Annotated in this window: 19 protein-coding genes; 8 read left to right on the top strand and 11 right to left on the bottom strand. The window is 68.1% G+C overall.

What is annotated here, in order from left to right; genetic code table 11:
• Positions 1 to 75: 75 nt before the first annotated feature.
• From IP65_RS17180 to flgB, 11 genes are all read right to left on the bottom strand, one after another.
• On the bottom strand, positions 76 to 1,002 hold the full coding sequence (locus IP65_RS17180) for a flagellar biosynthesis protein FlgL (RefSeq protein ID WP_054132419.1): 927 nt from the start codon (positions 1,000 to 1,002) through the stop codon (positions 76 to 78).
• A 7-nt stretch (positions 1,003 to 1,009) separates the two neighbouring features.
• A complete protein-coding gene (flgK, locus tag IP65_RS17175; protein WP_022676882.1) occupies positions 1,010 to 2,347 on the bottom strand; it encodes a flagellar hook-associated protein FlgK in 1,338 nt (445 codons plus the stop codon).
• Between the two features lie 5 nt (positions 2,348 to 2,352).
• The gene (locus tag IP65_RS17170; RefSeq protein WP_054132418.1) at positions 2,353 to 2,712 is read right to left on the bottom strand and encodes a rod-binding protein; all 360 of its coding nucleotides are present in this window, start codon (positions 2,710 to 2,712) and stop codon (positions 2,353 to 2,355) included.
• Entirely contained in the window at positions 2,712 to 3,797 is a 1,086-nt protein-coding gene (locus IP65_RS17165) for a flagellar basal body P-ring protein FlgI (RefSeq protein WP_043609634.1), read from the bottom strand. Before IP65_RS17165 ends, IP65_RS17170 begins: the two co-directional genes overlap by 1 nt.
• A 127-nt stretch (positions 3,798 to 3,924) precedes the next feature.
• Positions 3,925 to 4,701: a flagellar basal body L-ring protein FlgH gene (locus IP65_RS17160; protein ID WP_022676879.1), complete on the bottom strand. Its 777-nt coding sequence runs from the start codon at positions 4,699 to 4,701 to the stop codon at positions 3,925 to 3,927.
• 22 nt (positions 4,702 to 4,723) lie between these two features.
• Complete coding sequence (gene flgG / locus IP65_RS17155; protein WP_022676878.1) at positions 4,724 to 5,512, bottom strand: flagellar basal-body rod protein FlgG; 789 nt, start codon at positions 5,510 to 5,512, stop codon at positions 4,724 to 4,726.
• Between the two features lie 25 nt (positions 5,513 to 5,537).
• Entirely contained in the window at positions 5,538 to 6,293 is a 756-nt protein-coding gene (locus tag IP65_RS17150; protein WP_054132417.1) for a flagellar basal body rod protein FlgF, read from the bottom strand.
• Between the two features lie 22 nt (positions 6,294 to 6,315).
• The gene (locus IP65_RS17145; protein WP_022676876.1) at positions 6,316 to 7,128 is read right to left on the bottom strand and encodes a flagellar hook-basal body protein; all 813 of its coding nucleotides are present in this window, start codon (positions 7,126 to 7,128) and stop codon (positions 6,316 to 6,318) included.
• 31 nt (positions 7,129 to 7,159) lie between these two features.
• The gene (locus IP65_RS21000) at positions 7,160 to 7,561 is read right to left on the bottom strand and encodes a flagellar hook assembly protein FlgD (RefSeq protein ID WP_022676875.1); all 402 of its coding nucleotides are present in this window, start codon (positions 7,559 to 7,561) and stop codon (positions 7,160 to 7,162) included.
• Between the two features lies 1 nt (position 7,562).
• On the bottom strand, positions 7,563 to 7,985 hold the full coding sequence (flgC, locus tag IP65_RS17135; RefSeq protein ID WP_022676874.1) for a flagellar basal body rod protein FlgC: 423 nt from the start codon (positions 7,983 to 7,985) through the stop codon (positions 7,563 to 7,565).
• Complete coding sequence (flgB, locus tag IP65_RS17130) at positions 7,982 to 8,344, bottom strand: flagellar basal body rod protein FlgB (RefSeq protein WP_022676873.1); 363 nt, start codon at positions 8,342 to 8,344, stop codon at positions 7,982 to 7,984. Before flgB ends, flgC begins: the two co-directional genes overlap by 4 nt.
• 223 nt (positions 8,345 to 8,567) lie before the next feature.
• Between flgB and IP65_RS17125 the strand changes: the two genes are divergently transcribed.
• The 8 genes from IP65_RS17125 to IP65_RS17090 all read left to right on the top strand — a co-directional run bounded on the left by IP65_RS17125 (position 8,568) and on the right by IP65_RS17090 (position 15,238).
• Positions 8,568 to 9,311, top strand: a complete 744-nt coding sequence (locus tag IP65_RS17125) for a MotA/TolQ/ExbB proton channel family protein (protein ID WP_054132416.1) — start codon at positions 8,568 to 8,570, stop codon at positions 9,309 to 9,311.
• Positions 9,308 to 9,763 (top strand): hypothetical protein, encoded by a 456-nt coding sequence (locus IP65_RS17120; RefSeq protein WP_054132415.1) that lies wholly within the window; start codon positions 9,308 to 9,310, stop codon positions 9,761 to 9,763. The genes IP65_RS17125 and IP65_RS17120 overlap by 4 nt, the downstream gene beginning before the upstream one ends.
• A gap of 56 nt (positions 9,764 to 9,819) precedes the next feature.
• Entirely contained in the window at positions 9,820 to 10,377 is a 558-nt protein-coding gene (locus IP65_RS17115) for a flagella basal body P-ring formation protein FlgA (protein WP_082350218.1), read from the top strand.
• A gap of 120 nt (positions 10,378 to 10,497) precedes the next feature.
• Positions 10,498 to 10,818: a flagellar biosynthesis anti-sigma factor FlgM gene (flgM, locus tag IP65_RS17110; protein ID WP_082350217.1), complete on the top strand. Its 321-nt coding sequence runs from the start codon at positions 10,498 to 10,500 to the stop codon at positions 10,816 to 10,818.
• Positions 10,815 to 11,183: a hypothetical protein gene (locus tag IP65_RS17105; protein WP_022677654.1), complete on the top strand. Its 369-nt coding sequence runs from the start codon at positions 10,815 to 10,817 to the stop codon at positions 11,181 to 11,183. The genes flgM and IP65_RS17105 overlap by 4 nt, the downstream gene beginning before the upstream one ends.
• Positions 11,184 to 11,392: 209 nt before the next feature.
• Positions 11,393 to 12,337 carry a lytic transglycosylase domain-containing protein gene (locus IP65_RS17100; RefSeq protein ID WP_231627764.1) on the top strand — a complete coding sequence of 315 codons (945 nt, stop codon included), beginning with the start codon at positions 11,393 to 11,395 and terminating at the stop codon, positions 12,335 to 12,337.
• Positions 12,338 to 12,343: 6 nt separating this feature from the next.
• Positions 12,344 to 14,452 (top strand): flagellar biosynthesis protein FlhA, encoded by a 2,109-nt coding sequence (locus tag IP65_RS17095; protein WP_054132414.1) that lies wholly within the window; start codon positions 12,344 to 12,346, stop codon positions 14,450 to 14,452.
• A gap of 54 nt (positions 14,453 to 14,506) precedes the next feature.
• The gene (locus tag IP65_RS17090; protein WP_022674685.1) at positions 14,507 to 15,238 is read left to right on the top strand and encodes a sigma-70 family RNA polymerase sigma factor; all 732 of its coding nucleotides are present in this window, start codon (positions 14,507 to 14,509) and stop codon (positions 15,236 to 15,238) included.
• Positions 15,239 to 15,292 lie beyond the last annotated feature (54 nt).

Genomic DNA, 15,292 nt, shown 5'->3' with positions numbered 1-15,292 from the left:
TGTCGATAAACCGTGAAAGCCGGCGCTATCGCCCGGCCGTTGCTGCAATGCAGAACGGCACGGGCGCGCGCACTTTCAGGACATCATGGTAAAGAGCGAAAGGCCCGAGATCTTGGTGAAGCTGGCCTGGCTGGCCTGCAACACCGTGGCCAGTTCCTGCAACCGGGTATAGGCAGTGGGAATGTCGGTGGCGCCCAGCGTGCTCTGGTCCTGGCTACGCGCCTCGCCCATCGTGGTCTGCCGCTCGGTATTGAGATCGATCCACGACAGGCGCGCGCCTACCACGGTCTGCCCGGTGGATACGGCCGTCATGGCGTCATCAAGCGTGGTGAGCGCGCTGTTGGCGGCAGACTGCGCACCGGGGCCGCCCGCGCTGATCGCGTCGGTCAGGGTCTTGAGCGCGGCAAAGACATCGCTGCTGGTGCCGCCCGACGAGAAATTGAGAAACTCCGGCCCGGTCAGGCTGCGCTTCACGCTCTGCCCGTCGCCCAGTTCCAGCGTGCCGGCGCTGCCGCTGCCGACATAGCTGACCACGCCGGTGGTGGCATCCACGCTATAGGCCGCGCCCGCCGCATCGCCGCCGAACAGCGCATTGCCCGCGCTGTCACGCGAATTGGCGAGCGAGACCAGGTTGTTGCGCAATTCGGCCAGTTCCTGGCCAATGCTGGTGCGCTGCTCGTTGGACAGCGTGCCGGTGGCCGCCTGGTTGGCCAGCTGGCGCGTGCGCTGCAGCGTGTTGATCATCTCGGTCATCGCCGAATCGGTCAGGTTGAGATCGGCCGTGGCGCGGTTGGCCGCGCCGGCATCGACCTTGGCGATGGCATCCTGGCGTTGCAGGTTGCGCAGGCGCGAGGCGGTGAGCGGATCGTCTGACGAGGCGGTCAGCCGGTTGCCGCTGGAAATCTGCGTCTGCACCTGCTCCATCTGGGTGCGCAAGCCGTTGAGATCGAGCGCGGAGCGATCGTAGAACGCGGACGTAGTGGTCGATACGCTGGATGACATGGGCGACCTACTTGATCGAGAGGATGGTGTCGAACAGGTTGCCGGCAACCTGCATCACCCGGCCCGAGGCTTGGAACGCCTGCTGGAACCGGGTCAGGTTGATGGCTTCGGTGTCGAGATCGACTCCGGCCTGGGCGGAAAGCGCGGTCTTGGCCGCATCGGAAATGGTCTTGAGCGCATCGCGCGTGGTGGTGCGCGCCTGCACCGTGGCAGAGGCCTGGTAGATCAGGGTGTCCATCGTGCCGGCCGGATCGGCGCTGGTCAGCGCATTGCGCAGCGCGGTGAGGTTGGTGGTATCGCGGCTGCCGGCGGCGGCGCCTGCGGCCGCCGTGGCGATCGCGCTGCCCTGGGTGGTGGCAAGCTGCATGCTGCCAGCGCCCGTGCCGGCAAACAGGGCAGGGCCGGTTGACCCGTCAAGCGCAGCGCCATTGCCCTGCACGGTGTTGACGGTGTCGATCACGCTCTTGGCCAGGGTATCGAGCTGGCCATGCACATCGGCGAGGCTGGCCAGCACTTGTTGCTGCCCCGCCAGCGATCCGCCCGACAGAGTGACGGCACCGCCGTTGACGGTAAAGCCGATCGTGCCATCGGCGGCGGTGGTAACCGCCATGGCTTGCGCGGTGGCGCCGGTAACCAGCGGCGCGCCCGATGCGCCGCCCAGCGTCACATCAACCGCGCCATTGCCGGCAAAGCTGGTGGCGATATCGGCATAGCCCGCCAGCTTTTCGAGCAGCATGTCGCGCTGGTCGAGCAGGCCGGTGCGATCGCTGCTGGCATCGGCCATGCGCGCCAGCCGGCCATTGACCTTGGCCAATTCGGCCGACATCGTGTTGATCTGGTTCACGCCGTCGCTGGCGCCGCCCTGCTGGCCCTTGGCCACGGCATCAAGCTGGTTTGAGGCGATGTTGAAACTGTTGGACAGGGTCTGCGCCGCCGCGATCACCGAGGCGCGCAGTGGCGTGTCGGTGGGGCTTTGCGCCAGTTGGGTCAGCGCGGTTTCAAAGCCGGTGATCGCCGAATAGACGCCCGGCGCCTCAAGCGCGGACTGGATATCGGTAAGGCCGCCCACTTCGGTATCGGCGCGCGCGGTATCGGCGCCGGTGCGGCGCACCTCGGCCTGGCGAAAGGCATCGGCATTGCGGATAACCCCGGTCACCCGCACGCCCGACAGCGACACATCGCGGTTGCCCGCGACATAGCCGGGCGTCATCACCTCTTCGGTGGATACCGTGCGCCGCACATAGCCATCGGTGCCGGCATTGGCGATGTTCTGGGCGGTCACGTCCAGCTGGGTGCGGGCAGCGCGGGTGGCGCTGCGCGCGATCGAGAGCAGGTCGGTGGTCATGGCGCTCAGGCTCCCCCACCGGTCTTGGCCGTGGCACCAGTGGCCGGGGCGCCAGACGCTTGCGCAGCCGCACTGGCCAGCTGGCTTTCCAGCCGCGTGGCCAGGCCCAGGGTGCCGGCCTTGGCGGCAATCTCGGCAAAGCGTTCGTCGCGCATCTGGGTAAAGGTATCGTCCTGCTTCTTGTCGAACAGATCGTCGCCGCCCAGGTCGGTGCTGCGCGCGGTGCTCAACATCTGGCGCAGGAACATCGCCTCGAAACCCTGCGCGGCCTTGCGCAGCGCGGCGCGATCGGGGCCGCTGGCCGGGGACGTGGCGGCTGCGGCGGCGCTAGAAACGGCGCCGGTGCTTGTCGATGCAGAAGTCATCAGATCACCACCATTTCGGCCTTGAGGGCGCCGGCCTGCTTGAGCGCTTCCAGGATCGCCACCAGATCGGACGGCGAAACCCCCAATTTGTTAAGGGCATTGACCAGCGAAGAGAGCGAGGCACCGGGCTTGAACAGCGCCACGTGGTTGCCCTGTTCCTCCACGCTGATCTGGCTGCTCGGCACCACGGCGGTCTGGCCGTTGGAAAAGGGGCCGGGCTGCGACACGCGCGGTTTTTCATCCACCTTGATCACCAGCTTGCCGTGGCTGATCGCGGCGGGTGACAGGCGCACCGCGCTGTTGATCACCACCGTGCCGGTGCGGCTGTTGACGATCACCTTGGCGGCGGCCTCGGCCGGGCTCACCTCGATCGCCTCGATCGCGGCCATGGCGCTGGCGCGGGCATCGCTGCCATTGGGCAGACGCAGCGCCACGGTCACGCCGTCTTCCACGCTGGCAGTGCCGGGAAAGCGCGTGTTGATCGCATCGCGCACGCGGGCGGCGTTGAGGAAATCGGCGTCGAACAGGTTCCAGCGCAACACCTCGTTGCGATCAAACCCGGTATCGACTGCGCGCTCCACCGTCGCGCCTTCGGCAATGCGACCCACAGTGGGCACGTTGACGGTCAGCTGCGATCCATCCTTGGCGGTAATGCCCAGGCCGCCCACGGCAAGGTTGCCCTGCGCCATGGCATAGATCTGCCCATCGGCACCATAGAGCGGCGCCAAGACCAGTGCCCCGCCGCGCAAGGACTTGGCCTTGCCGATCGTCGATACGGTCACGTCGATGCGCTGGCCGGGCTTGGAAAAGGCCGGCAGATCGGCCGTGATCATCACTGCCGCCGCGTTCTTCAGGCCCGGCGCCACGCCGGCGGGCAATTGCACGCCCAGCCGGCCCGAAACCCCGCGCATCGCCTGGGTCAGGTATTCCAGGTTGTCGTCACCCGTGCCGGGCAGGCCCACCACGATGCCATAGCCGGTCAGCTGGTTCGATCGCACGCCCTGGAACTCGCCCAGGTCGCGCACCCGTTCGGCATGGGCGGCGGTGCCCAGCACCGGCAGCGCGGCCAGCGCTGCGGCCACCATCACCAGCCACAGGCCGGGGCGCACTGCCAGCAGGCCGCGCCGCCACAGCGGGCGCAGGGCCAGCCCAGCCAGCGCCGCAGCGGCCAGATCGAACGCGATGGGAGAAGCGATAGACATCAAGGGTTCCCTAGAACGGGCTGACAAGGTTGAAGAACTTGGTCAGCCAGCCCTGGCGGGCGGCACGGCTGACATCGCCGTTGCCGGCATAGGTGATCCGCGCATCGGCCACCTGGCCCGATTGGACGCGGTTGGTCGTGTCGATATCAGCCAGGCGCACGATGCCCGATAGCTGCACCCATTCCTGGCCCTGGCTCAGCGTCAGGCGCTTTTCGCCTTTGACCAGCGCGGTGCCATTGGGACGCACCTGGGCGATCGTCACCGAAACCTCGCCGCCCAGCGTGCTGGTCTGCGAGGCATTGCCCTGGCCGGAAAAGGCGCTGGCGCCCGAATTGTTGATGCCGTTCTGCGACAGGATCGACAGCGGCCCCTTGTTGGGCGGGGTGAACGTGAACGAGGATGACTTGGCGGTCTTGCTCGCCGCCGATTTCGACGTGGTCAGCTGTTCGGCCAGCACGATCACCAGGCTGTCCCCCACCGCATGGGCGCGCGCACCCTCGACCAGCCCGGCATAGCCATTGGCCAGGTTGAGGATGCTGCCATCGGCGGGCTTGGCCGGGCTTTCGACCGGCAGCGCTGGATCAAACCCCGCCGCCGGGCGGTTGCGCGCCTTGGCCGGCTGGGCCGCCACCAGCATGCCGGCGGTAATCATCGCCGGCACCATCAGCATGGCCATCAGGCGCAGGCCCAGGCCCTGGCGCGGGGCAAGCCCATGGCGCGGGGCAAGCCCACGGCCGCGCTCGGCATGCAGCGCCTTGTCGAACAGGGGATCGAACGGAGAGTCCATGGGCTTTAGCGTCTTTCCGGCCTTACAGCGTCTGGTTGGCGTTCTTGAGCATCTCGTCGATCGCCGAGATCATCTTGGAATTGATCTCGTAGGCGCGCTGGCACTCGATCATGTCGACCAGTTCTTCCACCACGTTGACGTTGGACGCTTCCAGATAGCCCTGCTGGATATGGCCGCGCCCGGCGTCGCCGGCATTGCCCACTTGCGCCGCGCCGCTGGCGCCGGTTTCCACCAGGAAGTTGTCGCCCAGCGCCTTGAGGCCCTGCGGATTGGCAAAGCTGGCAATGGTGATCTGGCCCAGCGTGGTCGCCTCGGTCGCGCCGGGCAGGGTGGCGGTCACGGTGCCGTCCTGCGCCACGGTGATCGCGCTGGCGCCTTCGGGCACGGTGATCGCCGGTTGCAGCGGATAGCCTTGCGAGGTCACCAGCGTGCCGTCGGCCGAGCGGCTGAAATTGCCCGCGCGGGTATAGGCGAGCTGGCCGCCGGGCAGCGTCACCTGGAAAAAGCCATCACCGTCGAGCGCCAGGTCGAGCGCATTGCCGGTGCTTTGCAGCTGGCCCTGGCTTTCCATCCGCGCGGTGCCCTGCAGCGCCACGCCGGTGCCCAGGTTGAGCCCGGTGGCATAGGCGGTCTCGTTGGAAGACTGCTGCCCGGCCACGCGCGTGTCCTGATAGGCCAGCGTGGAAAAGTTGGCGCGGTCGCGCTTGAAGCCGGTGGTGCTCACGTTCGCCAGGTTGTTGGCGATCACCCGCATCCGCGTGTCCTGGGCTTCCAGGCCGGTGCGGGCAACGTGAAGGGCGGAACTGGGCATGGCAGGATCTCTCCGAAAGTGATTTTCAGGTGTTGAGGCGCATCAGCGATGCGGATTTCTCGTCCACCTCGCGCGCGGTGGAGGCCACCTTGGTGCGCATGTCGAACAGGCGCTGCGCTTCCACCATTTCGACCAGCACTTGCGTGGGATCGACATTGGACTGCTCCAGCGCGCCGGGGGTCAGGCGGGCCTCCTCGTCCTGCGGTAGGGTGCCGATGGTATTGTTCGGCCCCGTCACGCGAAACAGCCCGTCCAGCCCCTTGCCCACCTGGCTGCCCTGGGTGGAAACCAGCTTGATCCGCGCCACCGCCTGGGGCGGGGTGGACGGGTTCTGAGGGTCGCCGGCCAGCACGGTGCCATCGGGCGCGATGGTCACGATCGTGCCGGTCGGCACGGTGATCGGCCCGCCATCGCCGATCACCGGCCGCCCGTCGCCGTTCTGCAGCACGCCATCGGTGGTGATCGTCAGGTCGCCACGCCGGGTATAGGCCTCGCTGCCGTCCTGCGCCTGCACGGCCAGCATGGTGTCCCGGCTCAACGCCACGTCGAGCGGGTTGTTGGTCGCCATGGTGGCGCCCTGCTTCATGCTGGAACCCTGGACATAGCCCTGCGTCATCGCGCGGGCTTCCAGCGCGGGGCCTTTGAGCGTGACCGGCGTGGCGCTGAGCATTTCCTGGCGAAAGCCCACGGTCTGCGCATTGGCCATGTTGCTGGCGATCACGCGCTCGCGCACCATCGATCCGGTCATGCCGGAATAGGCGGTATAGATCAGCCGGTCCATGGCCGCTTGCCTCCCTTAAGCCTTAGCTGCGCAGGTTGAGAATGGCCTGGGTGGCCTGGGTGGCGGTATCGATCGCCTTGGCATTGGCCTGATAGGCGCGCTGGGCCACGATCAGGCCCACCAGCTCGTCCGACACCTCGACGTTGGAGCGTTCGAGATAGCCCGACATCAGCTTGCCGTACTGGCCATTGGTCGGCTCGCCATAGTTGGCCGTGCCCGACAGGTTGGTGGCGGTCCAATCGGCCGATCCCTGCTGGCGCAGGCCCTGCGGATTGAGGAAGGTGGCGAGGCCAATCTTGCCGATCACGGTGTTGGACCCGTCGGCATAGCTGGCCGCGACATTGCCGTTTTCCGAAACCGTCATCCCGGCAAATTCCGATCCGGCGGCGTTGGTGATCGGCACCAGCGTGTCCTGCAGGCTCGTGCTGGTGGCAGTGCCCGTGGCGTCGGTGGGATACATCTGCACGCGGTTGCCCTGCGCGTCGGTGACATAACCGCCGGCATCCATCTGGAAGGCGCCATTGCGGGTGTACATCGTCTGCCCGGTGGTGGGCGATTTGACGGTGAAGAACCCGTCGCCGCTTACCGCCACGTCGAGCGAGGAGCCGGTGGAATCGAGCGCGCCCTGCTTGAAGTTCTGGGTGATCGCCTCGACCTTGGCGCCGATCCCCTCGATCAGGCGCGGGTTGGTGAATGCCGTGCCGGCAACCACGTCGGCAAAGCTCACCGTGCTTTTCTTGAAGCCGTTGGTTTCCGAGTTGGCGATGTTGTTGCTGACGACGTTGAGATCGGTCTGCGCATTCTTGATGCCGTTGAGCGAGGTATAGAACGACATGGCGTGTTTTCCTGTCGGTTGGGGAAAGGGATCAGGCGGCGGTGGTGGCGGTGGTGGTGCCCGTCGCCGTGCCGCCCGCCGTCGTGCCAGTGGTGCCGGCGGCGGCCTGGGCCGCGCCGATCGCGGCCAACTGTTGCGAAATGGTCTTGAGCGTGGCGGCCACATCGGCGTTTGACGCGCTGGCCGTGTTCAGCTTGTCGAGCTTGTCGGAAATGGCGCTCAGCGTTGAGTTCATCTCGGTGGAGTTCGACAGCGACGAAAACTGCGCCAGCTGGGCCACCATCTGGGTGTTGTCCACCGGCGAGGTCGGGTCCTGGTTCTGCAGCTGCGCGGTCAGCATCTTGAGGAAATCGGTGGCGCCAAGGCTGGCCCAGCCGGTCTTGGCCGGGGCCGCTGCGGTGCCCGTGGCGCTGGTAGAGGTAACGGTGGTCATGTCACTTCATCCTCATCGTATCGAGCATCAGCTGCTTGGCGGTCTGCATCGCCTCCACCACGTTCTGGTATTGGCGGCTGGCTTCCATCATCTCGACCATCTCGGCATTTTCATCGACCGGGGCGGCCCAGACATCGCCATTGGCATCGGCCAGGGGATTGTCGGGATCGTGGGTGCGCACGGCGGTGGTATCGGTGCGATAGACCCCCTGGACCTTGACCGTGGCGAGGCCGGACCGCGCATCGAGTTCCTCGGCAAAGACCGGGCGCAGTGGGCGATAGGCCTGCGCCTCGCTGCCGGCGACGTTGCCGGCATTGGCCAGGTTCGATGCCGCTGCGTTCATCCGCACCAGCTGGGCCGACATCGCGCGGCCGGTCACGCCGAACAGGGTGAGGGGGGTGTTGCCGTTGCCCGCCATGGTCATTCGCCCTTGAGCGCGCGGGTCACTTCGCCCACGCGGCCGCGGATGAATTCCAGCGTGGCGGAATAGCCCACCGCGTTTTCGGCAAAGGCGGTCTGTTCGGTGGCCATTTCCACCGTATTGCCATCCAGGCTGGGCATCACCGGCACCCGATAGAGCGCCGCGCCGGCTTCGGCCTGGCTTTCGCTGGCACCGGCCAGGCGCGCCTTGAGCGCGGCCCCGAAATCGATGTCGCGCGCCTTGTAGCCGGGCGTTGCGGCATTGGCGATGTTGGAGGACAGCAGCCCCAGGCGCGTGGCGCGCAGTTCCAGCGCGGCGCCATGGATGCCGAACAGGCTGTCGGATGATGCACTCTGGCTCATCGGCGGTGCTCTCGCTTTCCTTGGGCAGACGAATGATGCCGGTGGTTCAGCAAGGGACGTGCCAAGTGCGCCAATGGCCCGGAATCTGGCACCACGGTTGCAGGCCACCCCGCCAGGCACGGCAAGGCTTTGCCGAAAGGCGGCAAGCCGGGCTGCCGCCCCCCTGAAACCCGCGCGCGCGCTGCCGTTCTTCGTGCCAGGATTTCGCGAAAGACCAAGGCCCATGGATTTAACCCACCTGCTGGATGCCCAATCGGCCGTGATCGTTGTTGGCGGCACGCTGGTCGGCACCGTGCTGCGCTGTGGTTGGCATGACAGCCTTGTAGCGGTGCGCGCGGTGGCGGGGCTGCTGCGCCCTGGCTTCAATGCCGCGGCGATGCGTTCCGAACTCGCGCACGAGGTGGCGCTGATCCGCCGCGATGGGGTGATCCGGGCCAACCCGCGCCGCCTGGCCGATCGCGAATTTGATTCCGCCACCAGCGCGCTGGTGCGTACTCGCTCGCTCGACGGGCTGGTCGAACAGCATGAAACCTGGCGCCGCGCGCGCCTGCGCCGCGCCACCACCGCCGCACGCACCCTGGCGCAGGCGGCCGATCTTTCGCCGGTGTTCGGCCTGGCGGGCACGCTCGTCGCGCTCAGCCAGCTCAAGGTGGAAAGCCTGGCCCATGGCAATTTCATCGGCGCCATTGCCATGTCGGTCCTGACCACGCTCTATGGCCTGCTGCTGGCCCACATCGTCATGGGGCCGCTGGGCCGCGCGGTAGAGCGCGCCTCCCAGGCCGAGGAAGAGGCGCGGGCAGAAGTGATGACCTGGCTGACCCAGCAGGTGGGGCCGGCCTGCCCGGATCGCCAGCGCGCCACGCCGCTGTCACCGCACGGCGTCACGCTGCCACGCAGGGCGGCAAACGCCGATGGCATGGCGGCAGATACGGGGCTGCGCCCCCTCGATCCGCGCGAAACGGCATGATCACCCGGCCCGGGCAGACCGGATGGCAGACCATCCTGGCCGATCTCGCGCTGATCCTGTTCATGATCTGCGCCTCTGCCCTGTCCGTGGCCGAAGGGCCGGCCTCGCCTGCGGTCAGGGCGCAGGCGGCCCCGCTGCGCGCCCCGGCGCCGCCGCCTGCGGTTCAGCCCGTTGCCCCGTCGCTGCAGGCAGAGCCGGTGGGCGTGTGGCGCGATGGGCCCGGCGCCCCGCCGCTGGCGCAATGGCTGGCCGAACAGGCGGCCGATCCGCGCCTGCGCCTGTCGATTGTGGTGCGCTACGCCACGGGGCCTGGCGGGCGAGAGGCGGCGCTGGACCAGGCCGCCAGCCTGGCGCGCAGCGCCGGCCCCCGCGCCGCCAGCGCGCGGCTGGTGGTGGAACCTGGCGCGCAGCCGGGCGCCAGCGTCACGCTGGGCTATGATGAAGAGCGTTGAATGGCATGGCTCTTGCTGAAAACCGGGAGAGACGCCTCCCGCTTCAGGAAATTGCCATGTTCGCTGCCCCCAACCGGCCTGTTTTTGCCGCCCTCATTGCCGGTACGCTTGCCGCCCTGCTGGCCACTGGCCCTGTGGCGCGGGCGCAGGTGGCGCAGGCGCCGGCCACGCGCTTTGCCGATTTGGCCGCCATCGATCAGGCCGTTGCGCAGTTCACCGGCCGCAGCATCGGCGTGCCGGGCGGCGCGGCGCAGCCGGTCGATCGGCGCTTGCGCCTGGTGGCGTGCACGGCGCCGCTGGCCCTGGGCTGGCGTGCCGGCGCGCATGACAGCATCCTGGTGCGCTGCCCGGATGCCGGCGGCTGGCGCCTGTTCGTGCCGGTAGTGGCCGCGGTTGCCGAAGCGCCGGCTGGCCCGGCCGCAGCGCCGGCGGTGCTGCGCGGCGATGGCGTGACCATCGCCATGGTGGGCGATGGCTTTTCGGTCGAGCAGGCCGGCGAGGCGCTCGATCCTGGCCCGGTGGGCGGCTGGATCCGCGTGCGCACCGGGGCCAAGGCCGATGCCCTGCGCGGGCGCATCGTGCGCCCCGGCGTGGTCGAAGTGCCGGTCGAGTGAACCGGCGCGCACCACTGCAATTTCCCTAAGGCAGATTGACCCGGCAAAAATCCGCCGCATGGTCTTAAACTCTGCGGCGCGATGCCGTTCTTCCCGGCATAACCCCCGAGGAGCTCGACCATGTCCAACATCGAAATCGGACCGTCGCGGCCGGTTGGTGCGGTCCAGGTCAAGATTGCCGCATCCGATGTGCCGCCCCAGGCGACCGACCCCACGGCGGCAGCCGTGGCGCAGGCCGCGCCTGCCGCCCAGGCCAGCGCGGCCACCGCCGCTGCCACTGTTGCCACCAGCGATGCCACCCGCGCCGGCGAGGTGCCGGTCAGCAGCGATCGCGTCGCCCAGATTCGCCGCGCCATCGCGGAGGGCCATTACCCGGTGATTCCCGCCCGGATCGCCGATGCCATGATTGCCGCCGGCATGCTGCTGAGGACCCCCCAATGACCGCTGACGCACCGATTTGCCACCCCACCGATCTCGCCCGCGCGCTGGGCCAGATGATTGCCGTGCTCAATGAAGAACGCCAGGCGCTGGCCGGCCTCGACATGGACGCGATCATGGGGTGCGCGGTCGACAAGGCGGATCTGTGCAGCCGCCTGGAAACGGTGGCGAGCGAGGCGATCGACGAGGAATGCCGGGGCATGGTCGATGCCGCGCGCCGCCTCAACGAAGCCAACCGCCGCGTGCGCAACCTGATCGCCGCCAACGTTGCCGCGCGGCTTGATGCGCTTACCGGAACCCCCGCGCTCTATCGCGCCCATGCCGGCCAGGTGCGCGCGCACCACGCCCGCACCGCGCGCGTGCGCTGATCCCCAACGGCAAGTTTTGTCTGGCGCTGCGTGTCGCTGCCCTTGCCGGGCCGGCCCGCAGCGCCTTTTTTGTGCGCGGCAAAGCGCTGAATCCCGCATCCTTTTTCAGGATTTCGAAAAACTGGCACAACCCTTGCTGAACTCTCCTTGTCGCGGCGCGCCATCGTCTGGCTTTCGCCGCAAGCACAAGGATGTGGGCCTTGAGTTCAGTGCAAAACTCTGCCGGCAGCATTGCCGATCCGGCAACCGGCGCGATCATGGGCGGCAGCGCGTCCCAAGGCGGCGCGGTGCATGCGGCGATCGCGCGGGCCGCCAATGCCACCGGCGTGGACTTTGGCTATCTGCTCGCGCAGGCGCGGCTCGAATCCGGGCTTGATCCCCATGCCCGCGCCCGCACCTCCAGCGCGACCGGGCTTTACCAGTTCACCGGGCAGACCTGGCTCGGCACCCTGGCGCGCCACGGCGCCGATCATGGGCTGGATTGGGCCGGCGATGCCGTGGGCAGCGCCGCCAGCGATCCCGCGCTGCGCAGCCGCCTCTTGGCCATGCGCCATGACCCCCAGCTTTCTGCCCTGCTGGCCGGAGACCTGGCCAACGATAACCGCGTGGCGCTCTCCACCACGCTGGGCCGCGATCCCGACAATGCCGAACTCTATCTCGCGCATTTCCTCGGTGCCGATGGCGCCGGGCGCTTTCTTGCCGGCCTGGCCGCCGATCCCGATGCCAGCGCGGCGGCGCTGCTGCCCAAGGCGGCAGCGGCCAACCGCGCGATCTTCTTTTCCGCCAACGGCGCGCCGCGTTCGCTTTCGGGCGTGATGGACCTTTTGCGCAGCCGGCTCGAGGCTGCCGGCAGCGGCAGCCCGCTGCCGCCGCTCTCGGGCTCATGGGCGATGGCGGCCACGCCCTATGGCGCTCCCTCCGCGCTCGATCTGCCGGGGGCACAGACCATGCAGCCGGTGCCAACCGGCGGCCCCATGGCGCAGGAATTCCAGCAGGCAGCGGCCAATGCCGGCAGCCCCGGCGGGCCGGCGGCCACGCCGCGCGCCTCGATGGCCGAGACCCTGCGCGATACCTTTGCCCTGGCCGCGCCAGGCACGTCGGGTGGCGATCATGTGGCCCGTGCCTATAGCCGGCTCAAGGCGATGGGGCTCTAACCGATCATGTTCAAGCGTTTTGGCTCGCCCGGTGCCATGGCCCTTCCGGCCGGCATCCTCATGCTTATCGTGCTGATGATCGTGCCGCTCCCTTCGGTGCTGCTCGACGTGTTCTTCGTGGTCAACATCGCGCTGTCGGTGGCGATCCTGATGGCCGCGATGAACGCCGAAAAGCCCCTCGATTTCAGCTCGTTCCCCTCGGTCCTGCTGTTTGCCACGCTGCTGCGCCTGGCGCTCAACGTGGCGTCCACCCGCATCGTGCTGGTGCGCGGCCACGAGGGCGAGGCCGCCGCTGGCCACGTGATCGAGGCCTTCGGCGCGTTCCTGGTCGGCGGCAATTTCGCCGTTGGCCTGTTCGTGTTCATGATCCTGATGATCATCAACCTGGTGGTGGTGACCAAGGGCGCGGGCCGTGTGTCAGAAGTGTCGGCGCGCTTCACCCTCGATGCCTTGCCGGGCAAGCAGATGGCGATCGATGCCGATCTTGCCGCCGGGCTGATGAGCGCCGATGAAGCCAAGTCCCGCCGCCGCGAAGTGGCGACCGAAGCCGATTTCTATGGCGCGATGGACGGCGCCAGCAAGTTCGTCAAAGGCGATGCCATTGCCGCGCTGCTGATCCTGGGCGTCAATATCATCGCCGGCTTCTGCCTGGGGATGATCACCCACGGGTTGAGCGCTGGCGAGGCGGCGCAGCGCTATATTACCCTGGCGGTGGGCGATGCGCTGGTGGCGCAGGTGCCGTCGCTGCTGCTGTCGATCGCGGCGGCAGTGATCGTCACCCGCGTGGCCGATACGCGCGATCTGGCCGGCCAGATCGGCCACCAGTTCGCCAATCCCGCCACCTGGCTGCCGGTGGCGGTGATCCTGGGCGCGATCGGCGCCATTCCCGCCATGCCGCAATCGGTTTTCCTGCCCGCCGCGGCCGGGGCCGGCTGGCTGTGGTGGGCCCTGCGCCAGCGGGCCCGCCGCCCCGAACCCGTGCTCGAACCCGAAGCGCCGCCCAGCGATCCGGCCCGCATCACCCTGGAAGAGGTCAGCGACCACACGCTGGTCACTATCGAGCTGGGCTATGGCCTGGTCCACCTGGTGGACGAGCGGCGCGGTTCCCCGCTGGTCACCCGCATCACCGGCGTGCGCAAGCAGTTGAGCCAGGCGTTCGGCTTTGTCGTGCCGCAGTTCCGCGTGCGCGACAGCCTCGATCTTGGCCCCAACGATTATCGCATCATGCTGGGCGGGGTGCCGCTGGGCGGGGCCACGGTGCGCGCCGATCGCGTGCTGGCGATCGATGCCGGCGAGGCGCGCGGCGATCATGGCCTCATTGGCGAGGCGACGCGCGACCCCAGCTTTGGCTGCCCGGCGCTGTGGATCGAGAACCACTTGCGCGATCAGGCCATCGCCGAAGGCTTCCTCACGGTCGACGCCAGCACGGTCATCGCCACGCACCTCAACCAGTTGCTGGGTGAACGGCCGCAGCTGCTGCTCGGCCCGGATGAAGTGCGCGCCATTCTCGACGCGGTGCGCGATCGCGCGCCTGGCCTTATCGAAACGCTGCATCCGCAGCCGCTCTCGCTTGCCGCGCTCACCCGCCTGTTCCACGCCCTGCTCGAAGACGGGGTGACCATCGCCCATCCCATGCCGATCCTGGCGGCGCTGAGCCAGGCCGTGCTGCAGACCACCGACCATGACAAGCTGGTCGATCTGCTGCGGGCCGAGCTGGGCGGGCTGATCGTCGCGCGGGTCTGTGGCCCCACCGAACGGCTGCCCGTGCTCACCCTCTCGGGCCAGCTTGAAGGGATGATCGTGGGCGGGATGCACGATCCGGTCACCGGCCAGCCGGTGATCGAGCCAGACCTCGCGCGCACTATCGGCGAACGGGTCAACGCCATTGTCACCCAGCGCGGCCCCGGAGCGATTGCGCCGGCGCTGATCGTGCAGCCGCGCGCGCGGCGGGCTTTGGCCGCGCTGATGCGCCAGCGCGCGCCGGCATGCGTGGTGCTGTCGATCGCCGAACTGCCACCCACCCAGCCGATCGAGGTGGTGGCCGTGATCGGCGAGGAGACGCCGACCGGGCCGCCGCAGCAGCCGCCGCCGCTCCAACCCGCCCTGGCGGCGTGATCGCGGCGCCCGTTCCTGCCTCTTCCTGGTCTTCAAAAAAGAAAACGAGACTCCATGAAACACGATCACCGCAGCTTTGCCGCCTCGCGTGCCTATCGTGACGACACCGCCGATCGCATTCGCCGGTTCCTGCCGATGGTGCGCCGCCTGGCCTGGCACGTGCACGGGTCTGGCCATTCCGGGGTGGATGTCGATGATCTGGTCCAGGCGGGCCTGGTGGCGCTGACCGAATGCGCGCAAAAGCATTCCGGCCCCACTGAAGATGGCTTTGCCGCCTATGCCAAGCTGCGGGTGCGCGGGGCGATGGTGGATCTGGTGCGGCGCACCATGCCGCTTTCGCGCACCTCGTCCGATCGGCGGCGCACCTTGCGCGAAAAGACCAACCAGCTGACCATGGAACTGGGCCGCATGCCCAGCGAGCCCGAACTGGCCCGCGCCCTGGGGCTGACCGACACCGAACTGGCCGACCTGCGCGCGGCGAGCGAGCCGGTACGGATCGAGGCGATCGACGACGCCTATTCCGACAGCGACAGCGCCTTTGCCGACGATCGCCCCGATGCCTTTGCCCAGCTGGCCGACAGCGAAAGCCGCCAACTCGTGGCCAAGGCCGTCGCCGCACTGCCCGAGCGGCTGCAACTGGTGATCCAGCTCTATTTCGTGGAGGAACTGAACCTCGCGGAAATCGCCCAGGTGCTGGAAGTATCCGTCCCGCGCGTGCACCAGCTTAAGGCCCAGGCCCTGGACAAACTGCGCGCTGGCCTGGGCAGCGGGTTCGACGTGCTGTGATGTCCTCCCCGGCGGGGGGATCACCAGTGACGGTCATTCCACAAACGACCGTCC

This window comes from Novosphingobium sp. AAP1, assembly GCF_001295765.1.
GTDB classification, from domain to species: domain Bacteria; phylum Pseudomonadota; class Alphaproteobacteria; order Sphingomonadales; family Sphingomonadaceae; genus Novosphingobium; species Novosphingobium capsulatum.
This window is presented reverse-complemented; position numbering and strand designations above follow the sequence as displayed.